The sequence below is a fragment of the Paenibacillus sp. sgz302148 genome, from assembly GCF_056120465.1.
Window position 1 is genome coordinate 398,722 of record NZ_JBVYOJ010000001.1, and the last position, 20,312, is coordinate 419,033.

Below are 20,312 nucleotides of genomic sequence, written 5' to 3' on the forward strand. Positions count from 1 at the left end.
GCGTTTCCGCCCGGATAAGCTTGATCCATTACAATGACGGCATAACAAGGATAAACGGCTAGCGCCGTCCTGATCGGCGCGTCGTTTTCAAAAAAGGAGTGTTGAGACTTGAAGAAGATGAACAAGATCGCCGTCATCGTATTAACCGGCATATTGACGACAACCGTACTCAGCGGCTGCCAGAGCGAAAAATCCGAATCGGCGCCTGACGGCGGAACCGTTAAGCCCGCAGCGGCGGCCCAAGGAAAATCAAAGGAGGCAAAACCAATGATTACACCGGAACAATTTCCGCAGGAATGGCTGAAAGGAAACTATGAAGGAATCTTTAATCAGCTGAGTGCCGATTTCCGCAAGCAAGTCACGCTTGACGATATCATTTCGCTAAGCAAAGATTTCAGCAAAGGCATCACTTCCCTTACGGAGCTGACTAAAATGGAGCTTCACGGCAATATTCGCCATGCTTGGGTCGATCAATCCGGACAAAAAGGCATCGAAGCTTCCTTCGATAAAAACAACGCGATCGTCGGCATGATGCTTCACCCGCTGAAATCCTATCCGGCGACGGATAACGCCTTTACGAAAATCGAATATGAGCTGCCGTTTCACGGCGAATGGTTTACCTTCTGGGGCGGGACGAACGTCATCGAGAACTACCACTATGAGGAGCCGGGCCAGCGGTATGCCTTCGACTTCGTTCAAATGAAGGACGGCAGCTCTTACAAAGGTGACCCGGCCAAAAACGAAAGCTATTACGCCTTCGGTCAGCCGGCCGTCGCGCCGGCCGACGGCAAAGTCGTCATTGTCGTGAACGACATCCAAGACAACGATCCGGTCGGCACCTTCAACGAGGCGCAGCCTGCCGGCAACAATGTCGTCATCGATCACGGCAACGGGGAGTTTAGCTTGGTGGCGCATTTGAAGAAAGGTTCGGTGACGGCGAAGGTCGGAGATGTCGTCAAAGCCGGCGATCCGATCGGATTGTGCGGCAACTCCGGCAATTCCAGCGAAGCGCACATTCATTTCCAGGTTACCGACGATCCCGACATATTCAAAGGCAACTCGATCCGCGTGAAGTTCAAGGGCGGCGCCGATTATGTGCAAGGCGATACGGCAAAGGCGCCTTGACCCGCAGCAGCACGCAAAAAAAACCCGAAGGCTCGGACGGTAGTCCGTTTCTTCGGGTTTTGTCGCGTAAGCGAATATTAGTTGTTGAAATATACCGCTTTGCCTGTTTTGGACGATTCGTAGATCGCTTCCAGAATCTCCGAAACGACAAGCGCTTGCTCAGGAAGAACAACCGGATCCGTGTCGTTGATAACAGCGTCGATCCACAGTCTAGCTTCCATGTCCGCGTCGCTTTCGGAACGTCCTTCGTAGAACGCTACGCCACCGCTGGACAGTTCGATGTTCTTCGTGAACAAACGGCTGTCTTCTTCGCCGTTCAGTCGCAGGCCGCCTTTCATGTCGGCGCCGCCTTCCGTACCGCACAGCGTCACTTTCGCTTCGTCCACTTCCAGCGTGTTCAATGCCCAGCTGGATTCAAGAACGATCGAAGCGCCGTTTTCCATCGTGATCATCGCGAATGCGGAATCTTCAACCGTAAATTTCTTCGGATCCCAAGGGCCCCATGCGTTAGCCGCATTTTCCGTTTGGGACAGCTTGTGGTAAGCTTTTCCAAGAACCGCTTTTGGTTTGTAGTTGTCCATCATCCACAGCACGAGGTCAAGCGCGTGCGTACCGATATCGATTAACGGTCCTCCGCCTTGTTTCTCTTCGTCGAGGAATACGCCCCAAGTCGGAACGGCACGGCGACGGATCGCATGAGCTTTTGCAAAATAAACTTCGCCCAGCTCGCCTTTCGCGCAAACGTTTTTCAGGTATTGGCTGTCGCCGCGGTAACGGTTGTTGTAGCCGATCGTCAGCTTCTTGCCGGTACGTTTAGCTGTCTCCAGCATGCGGCGAGCGTCGGCAGCCGTCTTCGCCATTGGCTTCTCGCACATAACGTGCTTGCTAGCTTCCAGCGCGGCGATCGAAATTTCAGCATGGGAATCGTTAGGCGTACATACGTGTACGACTTCAATTGTTTTGTCAGCGAGAAGCTCGCGGAAGTCTTCATAAACTTTAGCGCTTTCGGAGCCATATTTTTCTTTAGCTTGTTCCGCGCGTTCCAGTACGATATCGCAAAATGCGACCAGCTCAACATTGCTCAATTTGGACAGGCTCGGCATATGCTTGCCGTTGGCGATACCGCCGCATCCAATAATCCCGACTCTTACTTTGGACACAATGAATTCCTCCTATTGGTGAATACTAACACCAGCTTGGTTTTAAGTTCTTGATAGATGAGAGCGCGTACACTAAAATATAGTATAGATAACTTTTCACAAAAAAGATATGAACTAAATAGTTCTCATTATATGCGATTTTGGCATTTCGGAGGCCCGATGCATGGAGTTTTTCAATGAAAAAGTATATTACGAAAATCCGCTGTTGTCCTTACGGGTGTTCCAGTCCTCCCGGAATAACGACGATTTGGGCACGTGGCATTACCATAAAGAACTAGAGATTCTCGTCATCCTTGACGGCTACCTCGATGTATACGTCGAAGAAGAGTATTATGCGATGAAGCGCGGGGACGTCGTGCTGATCGGCTCGAACCAGCTGCACCGCGACCGCAGCTTCCGCGAACACGGCTTAACCTATATTGTACTGCAGTTCGATATCCAGCAATTTTTCGGTCAGAACACGCTGCCTTATTTGCCGTATTTTGCCGAGACGAAACGGCCGCTCAGCCATTTGAATTATATTTTCGAAGAAAATCCCGAGGCGAAAAAAAGAATATTCGACTACGCCGCGGAGATCCACCGCGAATCGTCGAACAAATCGGAAGGCTACGAAATCGCCGTGAACGTGCTGATCAATCAGATCATCCTGACCCTGCTTCGCGCCGATTCGCAGAAAGCGCTGAACTACCGCGACAATGCCGATATGGAGCGGTTAAAGCCTGTGCTTGACTACATCGAGCAGAATATCATGGACAAAATTCAAGTCGAGGAAGCGAGCAAGGTCGCCAACATCAGCTACTATTATTTCGTGAAGTATTTCAAGAAAGTGGTCGGCATGTCGTTCACCGAATATGTAAACTATCAAAAAATAAAACGGGCGGAACGGATTTTGCTGACCAAAGACATCAGCATCACCCAAGTGGGCGAATCAATCGGCATGCCGAACATGGCGCATTTTTATAAAATTTTCAAAAAATATAACGACTGTTCCCCGAACGAATACCGCCGGAAGATGCTGGAGTGGGCGGACGGGCAATAAGCCCGTCTATGTCCGTCTATGTGTGCCCGTCTGCCCATCTATACCCTGCTACTCCGTGACGATCACAACGCATTGCTTGTAATATCCACCGTCCTCCGACGTTGCCGTAATCGTTGTCTTGCCCGCCGCGGCAGCCGTTACTTTGCCCGAGTTGTCCACGGCGGCGATGCTTTCATCGTCGCTGGACCATTCAAGATCCTTGAATGTAGCGTTGTTTGGCAGCACGGTCGCCTGCAAAGTTTCCGTCTGCCCGGCTTTCAGCCTTAATTCTGTTTTATCCAAGCTTACGCTGCTTACGGAAACCATCCCAATCGCATAGAGAACCCCGCCGCCGAACCCCTTTGACGTTCCGACATATACGGCTCCATCAGCCCCGATAGCGGGAGAAGCATTTAAAGAACTCGACGCTTCAAATACCCACTCCACCTTACCGTTCGGTTTGAACGCAAACAATTTGTCGCCGCTTTCGGGACCGAAATAAACGGTGCCGCTTGCACCGACTGCGGGTGAGGAATATCCATAGCCCCTTGCATCGGACTCCCACTTTTTCTTGCCGTTTGCTTGGATCGCGTACAATTTCCCGTCTAAGGAATTGACATAGATCATGCCGTTTGAAGCGATTGCCGGCGTGGCGTCGACAGCGTTCCCTGTAACGAACTCCCATTTTTTCGTGCCGTCCGGCTGAATCGCGTACAGTTTTTTATCACGTGAACCGATATAGATGGTGCCGTCCGCTCCGATCGCTGCCCCGGACCTAAAAACAATGCCCCCTGTCGAAAACGCCCATTTTTTCGTTCCGTTCGGCTTGATTGCATACAACTTGGCATCCGTGGAACCGACATAGATCGTACCTTCTGCTCCAATCGCAGGCGAGGAATGAATCGCGCCGCCTGTTTCGAATTTCCATTTCATCTTTCCGTTCGGTTTTATCGCATACAAATATTTTCCGGAACCGATATACAGGGTGCCATCCGCTCCGATCGCCGGTTTGGAATCGATGCCGCCTGTCCGAAACTCCCATTGTATCTTCCCTTCCGGGCTGATCGCAACCAATCTTTCTGCCGTACCGACATAGATCGTGCCGTCGCTCCCGATCAGAGGAGATCGTATGCTATCGTCCTCCAATGCAATTTCCCATTTCTTCTTGCCTTTACGGTCTACTGCATAGAAGTTTTTATCGTAGGATCCGAAATAGACGGTGCCGTCCGCCCCGACCGCCGGCGTGGATGAAATCCCGCCTTTTGTTTCGAATTTCCATCTCAGCACGCCATTTGAGCTAGGAACAATTAAAGTGGAGATGATATCCTGATTTATTTTAATATCGATCGGGTTTGGATTTAGCTTAATTTCCGGAATTAGATTGATTTTCGGATCGAATTCCAAGCCAGCCGCCGTTGCGGAGTGGAACGGGAGCAGGCCGGCAAACAAAATAACGGAACAGAGAACGACATCAAGCAATTTTTTTGCAGACATGGCAACGTTCCTTTCTATTCGCATGGTTATGAACGATTTCGCATCAATCAGAACTATGTTAACAGAGGTGGCGCTTCAAAAACGCTTCACCCTTTTTCCCGCATGACGGATTTTGAAGCGCTTTTGAAGCGCCTGCCTTGGTAAGCTCACCTTGATGAATTCTAATGAATATGGAGGAAGAGGTTTCATGAAGAAAACAAGTGTCGTTGTACTGCTCGTCATAACCGCATTGCTGTCGCTTTCGGCCGGCGCATTCGCCGCTAGCAATGTAACCGCCATCAAGGCTTTTTTGGACGGAAATATCAAATTCGTCAAAGACGGCGCGGACTGGCGCCCGACGGACAGCAAGGGAAAGGATGTGCTGCCGATCTCCTACAATGGAACGGTATATTTGCCGCTTCGGGTTATCGCGAACGCTTTTGACATTGCGGTATCGTGGGAAGGATCCACGCAAACGATCCGGTTTGGGGAAAGCAACCCAATCACTAACCTATATTCCAAACAGGTGAAGGCGGATTTTTGGAGTGAAAAATATTACGATGTGGTCGATAAAAAGCAGCTTGTATTCGATGAAAAACAGTACAACGGAGCCTATGCGTTCGCTGCGGAAAATGTCGGGTTAGGGTGGTATGAAGGCTCGCCTAACGTCAAATTCAACTTCGGAAAAAAATACAATTCGTTGCACTTGGTGATGGTCGCAAAGTCCGCGATGAAGGTCAGGGTGTTGAACGGGAGCAAGCAGCAGCTTTCAGAGGAAATCAGCCTTGAAGAAGGTAAGGTTACCGAAGTGGACGTAGACTTGCAAGGCAGCCAATATGCGTATGTTTCGGCCTATGATGCCGAGAATCAAGCCGAAAAGCCGCTTCTCTATATTTTAAAGGACAGCTACGTGTCGCCGTAAACCGAACATCTATAAAACAAGGGAATACCTTCGCCAATCCGTATTTCAAATCATGGGGGGCCGAGGGTGTTCCCTTTCTTGAAGCAAGTTCAAGATTTCATATATCGATCGATCTCCGCGAATATGTCGGGAGAGATCCTTTTGTTGTGCGTAACTTCGGCCGCTATTCGCGGCATTTGCCGCGCTGCGGCAAGTTCGGGAGAACCGTGCATTTCGCGGCAACGGATGAGATATTCCTCTTTGCCTGATTTGCGGTACAACGCCTCATTCAACCTACGCGCCAAGTCCCTAAGCTCTTCTGATTCGGGATCCAGCTTCCACATCGCGAAGCTTATGGCGGCCCGTTCTTGTTGTCCGGAATATTGCGCCATCATCCGCTTCAACTGATCCATCGCCTCGGCAGAGGTTATCCGCCCCATTCCCGTCCTCAAATCGATCAGTTGCACAAGCAGATTCGCCTGCATTTCTCTTCGTTTCAGCCGGCCCGCGATAAGCAGCGCTTCTTCGGCGGCCTCCACGGCGCTTTCGTGCTGATTCTGCCGATGCCTCAGTAAGCTCATGAAATAAAGTGCGTCGCATTCGAAAAACGGATTATGAATATGCCTTGAAATCCGCAACGAATAGGCAATCCTAACACCCGCCTCCTCATACCGGCATTGCGCCATCAGACTGCATCCTGCCATACCGAGCACGACGGCGGCAATATGCATATCCTTGATCAGAACCGACTCTTCAAGGCAAAACGCAAAGCATTGTTCCGCCTGCTCGCGGGCTCCAAGCAAATGATAATATTTGCCCATCATGCCGATTGCCATCGCAAAAGCCATCCTGGCCCCGATCGTTTTGCTGATCTCCATCTTTTCGATAATATGGTCGAAAGCCTGATCCGTATCGTCCGTTTCGAAATAAACCAATGCCAATCCGCCCACCGCTTCTCCGACGAAATAGGGCTCCCGAATCTCGACGGCGAGCCTGGTTTGTCTTTTAAACCATTCAATCGCAACGTCGTATTCGCATTGGTCATAATATAGGAATCCGATGAAGCCGATAAACCGGCAATCATCCCTCGTTCGGTGATTGCCATCAATCATTTCCATTCGCTCCAATAAATAATAAAGCGATTGATCGTAATTCGAACTGAAATAATACAAGCTCCCGAGCGTGCCGTAGACAAGACTTAAACCGGCACTGTCCTCGATCAGCTTAAATCGGGAAAGCGCGCGCTCCAAATAATATTTGGCCTCCGCATATTTGCCTTGAATGCGCAAGCAATTTCCTAATCCGACGTCGCATAAGGACCGTTCTTGAATGGAAACGGAATATCCGAAGTTTTCGAGCCAACTTCGATAAGTTCTCTCCGCCTCGCTCCAATCGCCTGCAATGATCAGAGCATCGCCGAGCTTCATCAGAACGGGCAAGATCTGTTCAGCAGGCAGCAGGTCGCAAATTTTCCGGTAATACTTGATTCTTGTTTCATTGGCATAAATCTTTTCCGCCGCTGCCGCGGCCATTTCATAATAGTCAACAGCCTTCTGAACCATGCCCGCCAGCTCATAATGGAAGGCGATTTCCGCGGCAAACGCTTCCGGCTGCCCGCGATGGAACGCACTCAAACAACGCGCAATTTGCCCGTGGCATTGGCGTCTTCTACTTTCGTTATTCAGCTTGTATGCAGTTTCTTTGACGATGTCATGCGTAAAATCATACTCTCCGTTGCCCGCCTCTTGCAAAACTTTGACATGGGCAAGCTGCTCGAGTTGTTCCAAAGCCGCTTCTTCCCCCATATGCGACAGTTTTGCCGCTAATGCTGCCGAAACGGGTCTGCCGACCGCGGCGATCGCCGAAACAAGCCGGCGCCGATTCGGCGAAAGCTTTCCCAAACGGTTTTGGATGACAGCGTTGACCATGGGGGAAAGCCGAAAATCGTTGCTGCCTCCCATGTGAACCCACTCCCGCAATGTCTCCACGATGAATAGCGGATTACCGCCGGTACCGGCATATAAACCTGTGAAATGACGGTCTGTCAGGGCATCGCCGACAGCGGAAACCATCATCTGCCTCGTTTCTTCCTCGCCTAGCGGAGCAAGATCGATTTCCGTCAGCTTCCGCTCGGTCCGCAAATCGCGAATGACCTGATCTACGGCATCGCCCGGAGGCTCATCCGATCTCATTGTGGCAATCACAAGCAGTTTGGCATTGGAATCGCTTCGAAGCAGATAAGAAAGCAGCTGCAGCGTCTCGCCGTCGCTCCATTGCATATCGTCAAGGACGAGCAATAGCGGTTGTTTGGCAAGCAGCATCTGCTCCATGGCCTCGTACCAATTATTTTGCTGCCAGCTCTCCAGAATCGGATTTGGCTTTGGCAGATCAGGGTACCGTTCATGCAATTCCGGCAGCAATCGCGAAAGTTCGGACAGCCGGTCCGGGCCTAGCTGCGGCAAAGGCAGGCTCCTGAGCCATGCTGCGACCGGCGTATAAGACAGCGATCTTAACGACGGATAGCAACCCGCTAATGCCGTTTGTCCTCCATGGCTCTTTACCCATGCTTTGAATTCCAGAGCTAATCGGGTTTTACCGATCCCGGCCTCGCCTTTCAAAAGCAGCAATCCGTTTCTGTCGCCGGTTGCTTGTTTCCAAGCGGTTAGCAAGCTCCTCCACTCGGCAATTCTGCCAATGAGCGGCATTGGGCTGTCCGCGGCAACCGAAGGTTCGATGCTATTCTGTATAAGCGCTTCCAAGAGTTGCGATGTTTCCTCCGCAGGGCCGATTCCGAACTCGTCTTGCAGAACATTGTGGAGCTGACGGTAGGTTTGCACGATACTCGCCTTATCTTTATTCAGCGCATGCAGTCTCATCAGCGTGCGGTAAGTTTCCTCCCGTGAATGATTGCTGGCCAGCAGCTTATTCGCGTACAATAAAGCCGCTGAGTACTCCCGCTGTCCGATCAAAATCGCAATGATCTTGTCAAGGACGTTCAAATACGTTTGCGCCAGCAATTCGCGTTTCGCACCGAGCCACTCATCGTAAAATCCAGGCAGAAGCTCGCCTTTGTATAATTGTTCCGCTTTGCGCAATTCATGAAGGGTTTGCCCAAGCGCCGCCTGTTCGAAATCACGTACATCCGAGCAAAAAGGAAGTTCATCGGTCCATTGAAGCGAAGTTGAAGTAATCTTGAGGTATCGATCGATTTGCGGAAGACTGACTCTCAAATCGTGAAGAAGTTTTCTTAAATTGGATAACGCTTGTTTCTCGGTGGAATCCGGCCAGAAATCAAAGGCAATTTGCTTCCTGCTTTGCGGCCTGTCGAAGGAGAGAATCAAGTAAGCCAGCAACCTGGCTTTGCCGCCGGTAAAATTCGGCGCAACTTCTTCGCCGTCGAAGGTCATTTTCAAACTGCCCAATAGTTGAAAACAGCAGCCTGCCAAACCGACTCCTCCAATCGCAAAGCGGAAATTCGTTAACATAATTTAATCATTGTATTCCATCGCCTTTTTGTCAAGACCAACTTTGTTTGATTGTTCACGGAATACGCGCGAGATACCAATTCGTCGAGATAAGAAAAACTTTTTTATAATTGAAGCCAAATCCGACGTTCCCCCATCTAATCTATGTAACGGAAAGCGAGTTGAGGAACCCGGAATGGATGTCGAGAAACTAGTGAAAAAAGCGCAAAAGGGCAATGACAAAGCCTATGTTGCGTTGTTCTCGCAATACGAGGTAATGATTTACAGGACGGCCTACGTTTATGTCAAAAACAAGGAGGACGCCCTCGATATCGTGCAGGAAACGGCCTATCATTCGTTCAAATCGATCCATACGCTCAGGGAGCCGCAATATTTCAAAACGTGGCTTATGCGGATCGCGATCAATTGCACGATGAATTTGCTCCGGCACCGCAGCAAAGTCGTTCCGTTTTCGCCGGACTATGCGGAGCAGCTCGACGGGGGCAGCGAAGACGATATTCCGCTGTCGCTCACGCTGCAGGACTTGCTGGATAAGCTCGATACGAACGAAAAGAGCGTCGTCGTCCTGCGCTTTTATCAAGGCCATTCGCTCAAGTCGATCGCCGACTTGCTGAACCTGCCCTTAGGTTCGACCAAATCGATATTGTACAGGAGCTTGGACAAGCTTCGGAAAAAGCTGAAGAAAGGGGAGATCATGTGAGCAACCGAGTAACCCGGGAAATCGAAACGATCGAAATTCCTCCCGAATTAAGCGAGCGAAGCCGGCTTGGCATTATGCAAGCGAAACGCGAGCTGACGGCAGGTCGCCGCGGCTTGCGAAAATGGGGCAAATATGTTGCCGTAACCGCCGGGGGCGTATTGATTGCAGCCGCTTTGGGCGCCGCAGCCTCTCCTGCCTTCGCATCGTACGTCAAATCGTTGTTCTGGTCAGACAACGTGGATGCCGGACTCAAGAAGGCGGCGGTCGATGGTTTTGCCAAGCCGGTAAATATGCAAGTGACCGATCAGGGCATTACACTCAAGGTCAAAGAAATTGTGAATGACGTTTTTCGTTTTTCTATCCTGTACGGCGTGGAGAAAGACGGAAAACCGCTTGATTCCGACCTGTTGTTCGAATCGTTTATCCCTTCGGAACCGGATCAAGACCCCTATGCGAACAATTATACCGTTACCGACGCCGACGGGAACGAGCTTCGCATGGGCGTTCAATCGAGAAAAGCAGGCACCGATCGAATCATGTTTCTTGAGCCGGACGGTCTTGTTCCCGGAAAAGAGCTGAAATCGTTGTCCGACCTGCCGGATACGCTCTATGTCCATTTCGACATTCATCAAATCGGCAAAGTGCAGGGCAAATGGCGACTGGACGTTCCGATCGACGTTGCTTCCGCGAAGTCCTCGGCTTCGATTGTTCCGTTATACCAAAAGTACGAGTCTCCGCTCGGCTTCAGCATTAACTTCATTCAGCTTCGACACGGGCCGAGCAAATCGGAAATGCTGCTTCAAGTGAATGAAACGCAAGGATGGCGCAGCTCGGGCCAAGGCGACCCTTCGTTCAGCTATCGGATTACGGACGGCGATGGCCGCGTCGTCGCCGCGTACGACGGCATTACTCCCGCTGAGCTGGCCATCGAAAACGAGAACGTAATCCCGTCCATGGTCATCGGCCAGGGACAAACGGGCCGGGTGCGATATTGGCATTCTTTCTTTCCCTTCAAAGACAGCAAGGATTTGAAGCTTGAGCTGACGGCGGTGTATACGAAGGAGACTTTGCCGAACCCCGTGGACATCCCGCTCGATCCGCAATCGCTCAAGAGCCGGCCTTTGGTAAAGACGATCGGGGACAAAACAACAATGTTTTCGGCAAGGCCAAAAACGGAAGAAACGCCGATCAAACTGCCGGACGGCCGGGAGGCGTTCCAGGGCAAAGGATGGATCGTCGAAGCCGATCAGCGGCTCGGTGTTGATATGCTGGATTTGCAGTGGCAGCTGAAAGACAAAAACGGAAAGCAAATACAGGCCCAAAGCGCGATCGAATTAACGAAGAATGATGAAGGCGATTTCCGTAACCGGACGCTGTTTTTCTTCCCTAGCGAGGATAACGGGCCGGAAGGGCTTACTCTAACCGCCGAAACGTATATTCAGAAACATCCGGTAAGTTGGAGCATTCCGCTTGTTCCTTCGAACGCCCCTGCCCCGCTTGCCGCGGACGAACCGAAAGTTTACGACTTGACGGTAGCCGACCTGCGGTCAAAAGTCGTGAGCAAAGCGGCGCAAGCGATGAAGGAGCTGCTGCCCGGACAACCTGTGGAGCTTTACGGAGTTACCGATCTTGACGACCGATGGTTTCTCCATTTGAAGGACGACAGCGGGATCGTCATCGTGGACAAAGCGAAAGGAGACCCTTTTGTCGTCGAAAGGACGCTGCCTTACGACCAAGCGGACGAGAACATACGTCTCGCCGCGGAGCAAGCGATTCGCGAGCTTGCATCCGATCAGACGGCACCGTTCCAGGAAGCGATGCGTACGAAAAGAATGAATGAAAATCGATGGACCTTAAAGGGCGAAAAAGCGAAGGTTGACATCGACGCCTTAAGCGGTGCTGTGGAGAAAGCTTCCTTGAGCTTTGCACCGAAGCAGGCCGATCCTGCGGTGAAAGCGGAGGCGAAGCGCGCTTACGACCTGTTCTCGCGCGGCAAAGAGCTGCGCATCTCCGAGGTGGAGCTAGTAAAGACGCCGCAGCAATACGTGTGGGAAATATACAGCAACCACAGCCTGTTCGCCAAATTCGGCGCAAAAACGAAACAATTGCACTATGTCGGTTTAGGCTACAAAAACGACGAGCCCGGAGACAAAAACGCGGCGCGGGCGTTGTACGGCAAACCGTTTTATACCGAAGCGAAGGCAATAGCCGCAGCGGCACCGGTTGTCGACAAGCTGTTTGGCATCAACCTGGAAGGTTATACGGTCAATATACATCTCAATGAGTATACTTTCGCCAAGAAAGGCTTGCCGACGGTCCGAGCCAAAATCAACGCAAAAGGAACGTTTTGGGAATTCAATGTGATTCCCGAACGAGGATTCCAGGACTAAACATAACGGAGGATGATGGATCATGAAAAATATCAATAAACTTTGTGCAGCGCTTCTCGCTCTCAGCCTGTTCTCGGCAGCGCCCGCGATGATAGCGCCCGCGGCGGCTGAGCAAAACGCGGGGCTTGTAGATAGCGATACGGTTCAAATCGCGGATCTGGATCAGAAATATGTTGACGTGGCGCAAAAGGCGCTTGCCGAATATGGTAACGGAAACACCTTTACGCTCGAGGAAGCGTTCAAAAATCCTTATTATCCGGATGACAATGCCAAAACGCAAAAGGAATGCTGGATCATTCAGTCCAAGTCCAGGGATGCTATCGTATCGGTTGACGTCGAATCCGCCAAATTGCTTACCGTTTCATTAAAATACGATATTTCCGCGTTGACGGCGGCAAAAGATAAATTTTTGCAAACCGCCCGCAAGGCCGTTCAACAACTCGGCGGCAATCCGAAGGCCCAATTCGAAGACGTTTATTTCTATAAAAACGAATCGCCAAGCAACAAAAAACAGGCGTACAGCTTCAGCCTATCCAACCGGCAATTCATTGAAGTGGATGCGATCAAAAATCAACCGGTCAATTTTAGGGTGAACCTACTGCCTTCCGCCGCCGACAAAAAACTGCTTGCCAAAGCCGAACAAGCGGTGAAAAAAATGCCGAAAGCGAAATTCCAGCCGTTTACGGACGTGGTGCGAAGCAAATTTGACGAGACCGAAACTTGGGAATTTTTAACCTTGGTCGCAGCCAACAAACAAAATCCGGAAGCCAAAACAATCATTCAATCGGTTACGATCGGGGCGAAAACCGGCAAGCTTTACGCCGTTGATCTGGTGTCAGCCGCAACGGGCAAAGAGAAAAAATCCCTCACGAAACAGCAAGCGACGGCCATCGTCAAGCCGCTTGCCAAGTCGCTGTTCGGCATTGATTTGGCCAAATATACGCTGACGGTCGATAAAAATTGGGGCGACTATAAGTTCGGCAGCAAGGGAAAAGAAGGCATCATCGCCAAATTCGACTTTGCCGGCAATTTAATTCGGCTGGAATCGGATATTCCTTACAACAAACGCAAATAACCAATAAAAAAACTTTAGAGAGATACCGAGATTTCGGAGTCATGAAAAAGGAAACCGCTGAAGATCAATCTTCAGCGGTTTGTTGCGTCCTCTTTTATTTTTTGCTCACGACAAGCTTGTAGCCAACGCCCCGAATCGAATCGATTTGTACCGACTGCTGGCTCATCTCAAGCTTCTTGCGCAGCGAGCTGACATGGACGTCCACCGTCCGCTGGCCGCCGATATAATCGAAGCCCCATACGATGTTCATCAGATCGTCGCGCGTAATAACCATGCCGGGCCGCTGCACGAGATACAGCAGAACCTCGAATTCCTTCGGCCGCAGCGAGATGGACTCGCCGTGCAGAACAACCTCGTATTTCTCCGGATAGATGCGCAAATCGCCGACGGCAATCACTTTCTCCGTCTGCGAAACGGCAACGGCCGCCGTATCGTCGGACGAAGTCCGGCGCAGCACGGCAGAGACGCGGGCGAGCAGCTCGGCAACGCCGAACGGCTTCGTAATGTAGTCGTCCGCCCCGTGCTTCAGCCCTTGGACGACCTCCTCCTCCGCATTGCGCGCCGTCAGGATGATAACCGGCGTCGTGCTTCCCTTCTGCCGTAGCTTCGACAAAATTTCGAATCCGTTCATGCCCGGCAGCATAATGTCCAGAATAATCAAATCATAGCCTTGCTGCAGTGCGACTTGAAGCCCTTCCGCCCCGTTGTCGATCACTTTCGTTTCGTATCCCTCAACCGACAGGTTGTATGTGAGCAGCCTGGCTAATGTCGGTTCATCTTCAATGACCAGTATTTTTTGCGGCATCGCAAACCACCTAACTTTAAACCGATTTTTAATGTATGACCGGCAATTCGATAATGAATTTCGATCCTATGCCAACGGTGCTTTCCACCCGAATCGTGCCTTTGTGCAGCTCGACGAGATGCTTCACGATCGAAAGCCCGAGTCCCGTTCCGCCGGAACTGCGCGATCTCGCTTTGTCCACGCGGTAAAACCGTTCGAAGATTCGCGGCAAATCTTTCTTCGGAATGCCGATCCCGGTGTCCGATATCGTAATGCGGACTTTATCGGCGTCCGCGCCCGGAATGTCCGCCGCATCGAGCGATTCGACCGTCACCTTCACCTTGCCGCCTTCCGGCGTATAGTTGGTTCCGTTGGAGATGAGATTGATCAGAATTTGACGCAATCGGTCCTCATCCGCTTCCATATACAGCTGGTCTTCCACCTGCATATCGAACTGGATCTGTTTGCGCACCGCCTCGGCGCGCATCACTTCGACGACCCGCGTCACGAAGCTTTTCATTTCCACCGGCGAGAACGTGAGCGGAATCCGCTTCGACTCGATCTTCGAAAGCTCCAGAATGTCGCCGATCAACCGATTCAGACGGTCGCTCTCGTCGTAGATGATTTGCAGGAACGTATTCGCCGTTTCCGGATCGTTCACCGCTCCGGCCAGCAGCGTCTCCGCGAAGCCTTTGACCGCGGCGATCGGCGTCTTCAGCTCATGGGATACGTTGGCGACGAACTCGCTGCGCATCCGCTCCAATCGGCGAATCGCCGAAATGTCCTGGAGCACGACCAGAACGCCGGCCCAGTCGCTCTCGTCATGGAATACGGGAACCAGATTGATCTCAAGCATCCGCTCCTCCGGAAAATAAAACGGAAGCTCTTCGCGAATGTGCTCCTTCTGCTCCATGCACTCCTGAATCATTTGCGTCAGCTCGTATTGCAGCTTCGCTTCGCCATAGCGCTTGCCGTGCAGTTCCTTGCTGGAGAAGCCGAGAATTTCTTCGGCGGAACGGTTCATGAGCACGATCCGTTCATCGATTCCGATCATCATGATGCCGCTGATCATATTTTCGAGCACGTTTTTTAGCCGGCTCTCGTCTTCTTTGATCCGGTTCATCTGCAGCTGCAGGCTATCCGCCATCGCATTGATCGCATTTCCCAGCTGGCCGATCTCGTCGTCATTCTGAATATGAACGCGCGCCTTGTAATTCATATGCGCGATTTGATGCGCTACCCGCGTAATTTTTTCCAGCGGACGCGTCAGCCCTTGCGCAATCCTGTAGCTGATCAGCGCGGCGACGACGAATAACAGCAGCAGCCCTGCAATGAGATAAGCCCACAACCGGTAGGTTGTGACTTCGACTTGCTTCAGACTGATCGCTAAACGCACATAACCTTGCAGCGGCTTATCCTTCGGCAGCGGGATCGCAACGTACAGCATGTTTTCGTTTAACGTATCGCTCTTCCGAATCGTGCTTCCAATCCCCGATGCGGCGGCTTCCGCGATTTCGGGTCTTTCCTTATGGTTATCCATCGTTTGCGGATCGTGATCGGAATCGCCCAGCACCTTGCCGTCCTCCCGGACGATCGTAATGCGGGCATCCGCTTCCGTCTTCAATCGCTTGGCATAATCCGAATAATAGGCAAACATGGCCGCCTCGTCGGCTTCGTTCTTCCAATCGATGGTGGAAATCATCAGCTTGATTTCACGCGTTAGGCTGTCTTTTAACGCGCCGAGGTGCGTTTGTTTGAACAAATTGGCCATAAAGATGCCGGATACAATGACAATACAGCCAATTACAACCATAAATATGACCGCTAATCTGACTCGAAATTTTTTCATACGCAGCATGTCTCCCTGGCATTACCATGTGTATTTTCGCAATTTCTTATCCTATCGTATCCGTACATGCCGGGGAGCGCTATAGTTTGCTTTGTAAAGATTTTGTAAACCTTCGCTTGTACCGGTCCAGCACCCAGTGATGCACCGTGGCGATCGGCTGCTGGATCAGGATCGACATGACGACCGGCACGGCGACGAGCGGTCCGAAATAACCGAGCGCCAGAACGAGGCCGAGCGAAATATTGCGCATGCCGGTCGCATACGAAAGCGTGATATACATCTCCGGGTCGCGGAATAGATATGAGCCGAAGAAACCGACCGCATAACACAAGGAAACGAGCACGATTACGGCCGGGACAAGCCGAGCCAAATCGCCTGACAGCTTCTCGACATACGGCTCGATCGCCGCCGCGTTCAGCATCACGACGGCCACGAAGCCAAGCTTCGAAAGCGGCGTGAGCACCGGTCCCGCCTTCGTCTTAATGGCGCCGCGCGTCCATTCGTTCAGCAGCACGCCCAGAATCGTCGGCACGACGATAATGATCAGCAGGTCGCGCATGATGCTCCAATGATCAAAGGCGATGTCGGCGCCGAAGAACAATCGGATGAGCGCGGGAACGACGAAAGGACTGACGGCCGAGTCCAGCACGATCATCGCCAGCATGAGCGGAACGCTGCCGCCGGACAAGCCGACCCAGATCACGGACGAAACGCCGAGCGGGATGACGGCGAACAAAACAAGCCCGATGATATAAGGCGATCCCGCGCCAAAAACGAGCAAGCCGATGCCGTAGGCGATCGCGGGCGAAACGAGATGCGCGAGAACGAATGTGGCCGCCATCGTGCCCGGCCGTTTCAAGACAAGCTTCATCTGCGTCAAGTTGCAGCCGATTGCCATGACGAACGTGACATAAGCGAAAAAATAAGGGACGAGAGGCACGAACGTAGCGAGCCTCTCGGAAAAAGCCATTCCGCCAATCATCGACAGCGGAATGATCAGGAACATATATTTTTCGAAAAAGGTGTTGAACTTGAGGCCAAAGCTTGAACCGATCATTTGAAGACGGGTTCTTTGAATTCGGCCAATTTCGCGAACGAATCTTTCTCAACGTCGGCGTGCAAGCTGTTGCCGTGGGAATCCATCGTGACGATCGCCGCGAAGCCTTCCACTTCTAGATGCCACATCGCTTCCGGAATGCCGAATTCCATGAAATCGACGCCGTTCACTTTCTTCAAGCACTTGGCATAATATTGCGCCGCGCCGCCGATGGCGTTCAAGTAGACGCCGCCGTGCTCCTTCAGCGCCGCAAGCGTTTTGGAGCCCATGCCGCCTTTGCCGATGACCGCGCGGATGCCGAACTTCTTGATGATATCGCCTTGGTAAGGCTCCTCCCGGATACTTGTCGTCGGGCCGGCCGCCTTCACGTGCCATTCGCCCTGCTCGTCCTTCATCATGACCGGACCGCAGTGGTAAATGACGGAGCCGTTCAAGTCAACCGGCGCGTCGTGATCCATCAAATATTTGTGCAGCGCATCGCGGCCGGTGTGCATTTCGCCGTTGATGACAACGACGTCGCCTACGCGCAGCTGACGAATTTGCTCTTCAGTGATCGGTGTTTGCAGTACGACTTCGCGGCGGTCGGATGTATCCGCAGCTGCTTCGGCAGCTCCCGTCTTCATCGGCTCGTTCGATCCGCCTTCATATACCCATTGCTTGATTTCGCCCGTTGCGGCATTCAGTATAACGCCTTGACGGCGATACGCCCAGCAGTTGTATGCGACGGATACGAAGAAGCTTGCTGGCAAACGGTTCATGACGCCGACTTTGCAGCCGAGCAGCGTCACTTGTCCTCCGAAGCCCATCGTGCCGATGCCCAGCTTGTTGGCGTTCTCCATAATGTAATCTTCGAGCTTGGCAAGGTCCGGATGCGGATTAACGTCGTCCACTTCGCGGAACAATTGATGCTTCGCCAGCTCATACCCGGTCGTCCGGTCTCCGCCGATGCCCACGCCAATAAAACCTGCGCTGCAGCCCTGGCCCTGCGCCTGGTATACTGCGTGCAGGATGCACTTGCGGATGCCGTCCAGGTCGCGGCCGGCTTTGCCCAGTCCTTCAAGCTCGGTCGGCAAGCTATATTGGATGTTCTTGTTCTCGCAGCCGCCGCCTTTCAGAATTAGACGAACATCGATATCGTCTTTCTCCCATTGCTCGAAATGGATAACCGGCGTTCCCGGTCCTAGATTGTCGCCGCTGTTCGCTCCAGTTAGCGAGTCAACGGAGTTCGTGCGCAGCTTGCCGTCGATCGTCGCTTGCTTGACTGCGTTTCGGATCTGCTGCTTCATCACGATTTGATTGGCTCCTACGGGACAATGCACGATAAACGTCGGCATCCCCGTATCTTGGCAGATCGGGGAGACGTTGTTTTCGGCGAGTTCGATATTATCGGCAATCGTCGATAGCGACAAGCCTGCGCGGGTCGCGCGATCCTCCGCCTCCTGCGCCGCCTTGATCCGTTTGCGGACGTCGGCCGGCAAATTCGTCGATGTTTCGACAATAAGTTGATAAACGCTTTGTTCAAAATGCTGCATGATTGCAAAAGACTCCTCTCGTCAAGACATCATTCGATAATGTTTAGCCAATGTGGACCCAATAGTTATATAATATCATATATCACGGATTCAGAACATGAGGTGTGTGGACCCGATGGAAAGCCATTTATTTGCTTATATGTACCGGCTTCGCTATATCGAACGGTGGAGCTTGATGCGCAATACGACCAAAGAAAACGTCGCCGAGCATTCTTTTCACGTCGCTCTGCTGACCCATATGCTATGTACGATCGCCAATGAGCAGCTCGGACGCAAGGTCAATACGGAGAAGGCGGTTACGATGGCGTTGTTTCACGACGTAACCGAAGTCATTACCGGAGATATTCCAACTCCCGTGAAGCATCATAATGCGGAAATTTTGCGCAACTTCCGCGAAATCGAACACATGGCCGCCGACCGGCTAATGGGTATGGTGCCGGAGGAGCTCAAGACAGCGTATAAGCCGCTCATTACCGGTAAATACGGTACGCCTGCGGACGGCGGCGCCGAGCATGCCGAGCTGAAGCGATACGTGAAAGCCGCCGATCTGCTCGACGCCTATTTGAAATGCGTATCCGAGCTGTCTGCGGGCAACCGGGAATTCGCTGTCGCAAAACGCCAGATCGAAAGCTCGATCGAGAAGCTCGACATGGATGAAGTCCGGTATTTTCTCGCCCATATGGCGCCAAGCTTCGAGAAAACGCTTGACGAATTGTCCGAGGGATAATCAAGACGTTGACTATAACATCGAGGTGTAGTTATGCCGGACATCATTATATCAGGCGGCATTCCTTCCCATGCCGCCCATTGGGACATGGGCTTCCACGAGCACCACTCCGTCGAAATCTCGGTTGTGCTGGAAGGCTCCGGCGTGATGGAATGCAGCGGGCGGACTTATTCCATCGAGGCCGGTTATGTCGTCCTCATTCCCGGCGGACTGCCGCACCGATTCGCTTCCACGACGCCGATACGTTTCGGCGTGCTGCAGGCAGACCATCTCCCCGAGGCGCTTCGGATCCGCTTCAACCGGTTGACCGGCGCGGACCATGCTTCGTTCATTGCGCTGACGTCGATCGAGCTTGAGATGTATGAATCGTTGTTCCGCAGCTGGCTCAAGTTTACGTCCCAATCGCTTATCGAACCACAGGAATGCAACCGGGCATGGCTGGATTTGCTCCTGCTCTACCTGCTCCAGCATGCCAATCGCGCCGATAAGCCGGTGACGATAACGAGCGCGGCCGAATATATCCGCGGCAATCTGCGGCAGGAGATCCGCATCGCCGAGCTGGCGAGGCTTGCCGGTTTATCCGTTTCGGCGTTCCGAAGCTCTTTTACGGCCGCTTACGGCATGTCCCCGAAGCAATATCAGCAGGAGCAGCGCTTGTCGGAAGCCAAATGGCTGCTTCGCTCTTCAGGCAAGGCGATCACGCAAATCGCCGAACAAATCGGCTTGTCCGGCGTCCATTCGTTCAGCCGCTGGTTCATGGACAAGGTCGGCCAATCCCCTTCCGAATGGCGCAAAGCCCAGAAAGGGCATGAATAACAACCCCAAGTAATGAAAACTCAAACAAGATGCCCGTAGAAGTTTGGCAATTCCTCGAGGTGATCCTTGAGACAATTCCTTGAGACAATTCCTTGAGACAATTCCTTGAGTCCTTGAGGTGATCTTTGAGGTGATCTTTGAGGTGATCTTTGAGGTGATCTTTGAGGTGATCTTTGAGGTGATCTTTGAGGTGATCTTTGAGGTGATCTTTGAGGTGATC

Annotated in this window: 15 protein-coding genes; 8 read left to right on the forward strand and 7 right to left on the reverse strand. The window is 52.1% G+C overall.

Going from position 1 to position 20,312, the window contains the following annotated elements; all coding sequences use genetic code 11:
* Window positions 1–117 precede the first annotated feature (117 nt).
* Window positions 118–1,125 (forward strand): M23 family metallopeptidase, encoded by a 1,008-nt coding sequence (locus AC0LWM_RS01915; RefSeq protein WP_474673534.1) that lies wholly within the window; start codon window positions 118–120, stop codon window positions 1,123–1,125.
* A gap of 77 nt (window positions 1,126–1,202) precedes the next feature.
* Here AC0LWM_RS01915 and AC0LWM_RS01920 read toward each other — a convergent pair whose 3' ends face one another.
* Window positions 1,203–2,285, reverse strand: a complete 1,083-nt coding sequence (locus tag AC0LWM_RS01920; protein ID WP_474673205.1) for a Gfo/Idh/MocA family protein — start codon at window positions 2,283–2,285, stop codon at window positions 1,203–1,205.
* Between the two features lie 163 nt (window positions 2,286–2,448).
* Between AC0LWM_RS01920 and AC0LWM_RS01925 the strand changes: the two genes are divergently transcribed.
* Window positions 2,449–3,324 (forward strand): helix-turn-helix domain-containing protein, encoded by an 876-nt coding sequence (locus AC0LWM_RS01925; RefSeq protein ID WP_474673206.1) that lies wholly within the window; start codon window positions 2,449–2,451, stop codon window positions 3,322–3,324.
* A 48-nt stretch (window positions 3,325–3,372) separates the two neighbouring features.
* On the opposite strand, the gene AC0LWM_RS01930 is transcribed toward AC0LWM_RS01925, so the two are convergent.
* On the reverse strand, window positions 3,373–4,797 hold the full coding sequence (locus AC0LWM_RS01930; protein WP_474673207.1) for an outer membrane protein assembly factor BamB family protein: 1,425 nt from the start codon (window positions 4,795–4,797) through the stop codon (window positions 3,373–3,375).
* Window positions 4,798–4,984: 187 nt separating this feature from the next.
* Between AC0LWM_RS01930 and AC0LWM_RS01935 the strand changes: the two genes are divergently transcribed.
* Complete coding sequence (locus AC0LWM_RS01935) at window positions 4,985–5,698, forward strand: stalk domain-containing protein (protein ID WP_474673208.1); 714 nt, start codon at window positions 4,985–4,987, stop codon at window positions 5,696–5,698.
* A gap of 89 nt (window positions 5,699–5,787) precedes the next feature.
* On the opposite strand, the gene AC0LWM_RS01940 is transcribed toward AC0LWM_RS01935, so the two are convergent.
* Window positions 5,788–9,123, reverse strand: coding sequence for an ATP-binding protein (locus AC0LWM_RS01940; RefSeq protein WP_474673209.1), 3,336 nt, complete (start codon window positions 9,121–9,123; stop codon window positions 5,788–5,790).
* A 214-nt stretch (window positions 9,124–9,337) separates the two neighbouring features.
* Here AC0LWM_RS01940 and AC0LWM_RS01945 point away from each other — a divergent pair, with 214 nt between their 5' ends.
* From AC0LWM_RS01945 to AC0LWM_RS01955, 3 genes are read left to right on the forward strand one after another with little or no spacing between them, the layout of a single operon-like run.
* Window positions 9,338–9,862, forward strand: coding sequence for a sigma-70 family RNA polymerase sigma factor (locus tag AC0LWM_RS01945; protein WP_474673210.1), 525 nt, complete (start codon window positions 9,338–9,340; stop codon window positions 9,860–9,862).
* Window positions 9,859–12,252 carry a DUF4179 domain-containing protein gene (locus AC0LWM_RS01950; protein ID WP_474673211.1) on the forward strand — a complete coding sequence of 798 codons (2,394 nt, stop codon included), beginning with the start codon at window positions 9,859–9,861 and terminating at the stop codon, window positions 12,250–12,252. Before AC0LWM_RS01945 ends, AC0LWM_RS01950 begins: the two co-directional genes overlap by 4 nt.
* A 22-nt stretch (window positions 12,253–12,274) precedes the next feature.
* A complete protein-coding gene (locus AC0LWM_RS01955) occupies window positions 12,275–13,327 on the forward strand; it encodes a hypothetical protein (RefSeq protein ID WP_474673212.1) in 1,053 nt (350 codons plus the stop codon).
* 94 nt (window positions 13,328–13,421) lie between these two features.
* Here AC0LWM_RS01955 and AC0LWM_RS01960 read toward each other — a convergent pair whose 3' ends face one another.
* From AC0LWM_RS01960 to AC0LWM_RS01975, 4 genes are all read right to left on the reverse strand, one after another.
* Complete coding sequence (locus AC0LWM_RS01960) at window positions 13,422–14,132, reverse strand: response regulator transcription factor (RefSeq protein ID WP_474673213.1); 711 nt, start codon at window positions 14,130–14,132, stop codon at window positions 13,422–13,424.
* 28 nt (window positions 14,133–14,160) lie between these two features.
* Window positions 14,161–15,960 carry a two-component system histidine kinase PnpS gene (pnpS, locus tag AC0LWM_RS01965; RefSeq protein ID WP_474673214.1) on the reverse strand — a complete coding sequence of 600 codons (1,800 nt, stop codon included), beginning with the start codon at window positions 15,958–15,960 and terminating at the stop codon, window positions 14,161–14,163.
* A gap of 79 nt (window positions 15,961–16,039) precedes the next feature.
* Entirely contained in the window at window positions 16,040–17,017 is a 978-nt protein-coding gene (locus tag AC0LWM_RS01970) for a bile acid:sodium symporter family protein (protein WP_474673215.1), read from the reverse strand.
* Window positions 17,014–18,549 carry a fumarate hydratase gene (locus AC0LWM_RS01975; protein ID WP_474673216.1) on the reverse strand — a complete coding sequence of 512 codons (1,536 nt, stop codon included), beginning with the start codon at window positions 18,547–18,549 and terminating at the stop codon, window positions 17,014–17,016. Before AC0LWM_RS01975 ends, AC0LWM_RS01970 begins: the two co-directional genes overlap by 4 nt.
* Before the next feature lie 115 nt (window positions 18,550–18,664).
* Here AC0LWM_RS01975 and yfbR point away from each other — a divergent pair, with 115 nt between their 5' ends.
* Together yfbR and AC0LWM_RS01985 are read left to right on the forward strand one after the other, a co-directional pair.
* Window positions 18,665–19,276: a 5'-deoxynucleotidase gene (yfbR, locus tag AC0LWM_RS01980; protein ID WP_474673217.1), complete on the forward strand. Its 612-nt coding sequence runs from the start codon at window positions 18,665–18,667 to the stop codon at window positions 19,274–19,276.
* Between the two features lie 33 nt (window positions 19,277–19,309).
* The gene (locus AC0LWM_RS01985; RefSeq protein ID WP_474673218.1) at window positions 19,310–20,092 is read left to right on the forward strand and encodes a helix-turn-helix domain-containing protein; all 783 of its coding nucleotides are present in this window, start codon (window positions 19,310–19,312) and stop codon (window positions 20,090–20,092) included.
* The last annotated feature ends 220 nt before the right edge of the window (window positions 20,093–20,312 follow it).

What these genes read in the sequence shown, in the direction of transcription:
- AC0LWM_RS01915 (WP_474673534.1), top strand. Translation starts at nt 118, where the DNA reads ATGAACAAGATCGCCGTCATCGTATTAACCGGCATATTGACGACAACC.
- AC0LWM_RS01925 (WP_474673206.1), top strand. Translation starts at nt 2,449, where the DNA reads ATGGAGTTTTTCAATGAAAAAGTATATTACGAAAATCCGCTGTTGTCC.
- AC0LWM_RS01930 (WP_474673207.1), bottom strand. Translation starts at nt 4,797, where the DNA reads ATGTCTGCAAAAAAATTGCTTGATGTCGTTCTCTGTTCCGTTATTTTG.
- AC0LWM_RS01935 (WP_474673208.1), top strand. Translation starts at nt 4,985, where the DNA reads ATGAAGAAAACAAGTGTCGTTGTACTGCTCGTCATAACCGCATTGCTG.
- AC0LWM_RS01945 (WP_474673210.1), top strand. Translation starts at nt 9,338, where the DNA reads ATGGATGTCGAGAAACTAGTGAAAAAAGCGCAAAAGGGCAATGACAAA.
- AC0LWM_RS01955 (WP_474673212.1), top strand. Translation starts at nt 12,275, where the DNA reads ATGAAAAATATCAATAAACTTTGTGCAGCGCTTCTCGCTCTCAGCCTG.
- AC0LWM_RS01960 (WP_474673213.1), bottom strand. Translation starts at nt 14,132, where the DNA reads ATGCCGCAAAAAATACTGGTCATTGAAGATGAACCGACATTAGCCAGG.
- pnpS (WP_474673214.1), bottom strand. Translation starts at nt 15,960, where the DNA reads ATGAAAAAATTTCGAGTCAGATTAGCGGTCATATTTATGGTTGTAATT.
- AC0LWM_RS01970 (WP_474673215.1), bottom strand. Translation starts at nt 17,017, where the DNA reads ATGATCGGTTCAAGCTTTGGCCTCAAGTTCAACACCTTTTTCGAAAAA.
- AC0LWM_RS01975 (WP_474673216.1), bottom strand. Translation starts at nt 18,549, where the DNA reads ATGCAGCATTTTGAACAAAGCGTTTATCAACTTATTGTCGAAACATCG.
- yfbR (WP_474673217.1), top strand. Translation starts at nt 18,665, where the DNA reads ATGGAAAGCCATTTATTTGCTTATATGTACCGGCTTCGCTATATCGAA.
- AC0LWM_RS01985 (WP_474673218.1), top strand. Translation starts at nt 19,310, where the DNA reads ATGCCGGACATCATTATATCAGGCGGCATTCCTTCCCATGCCGCCCAT.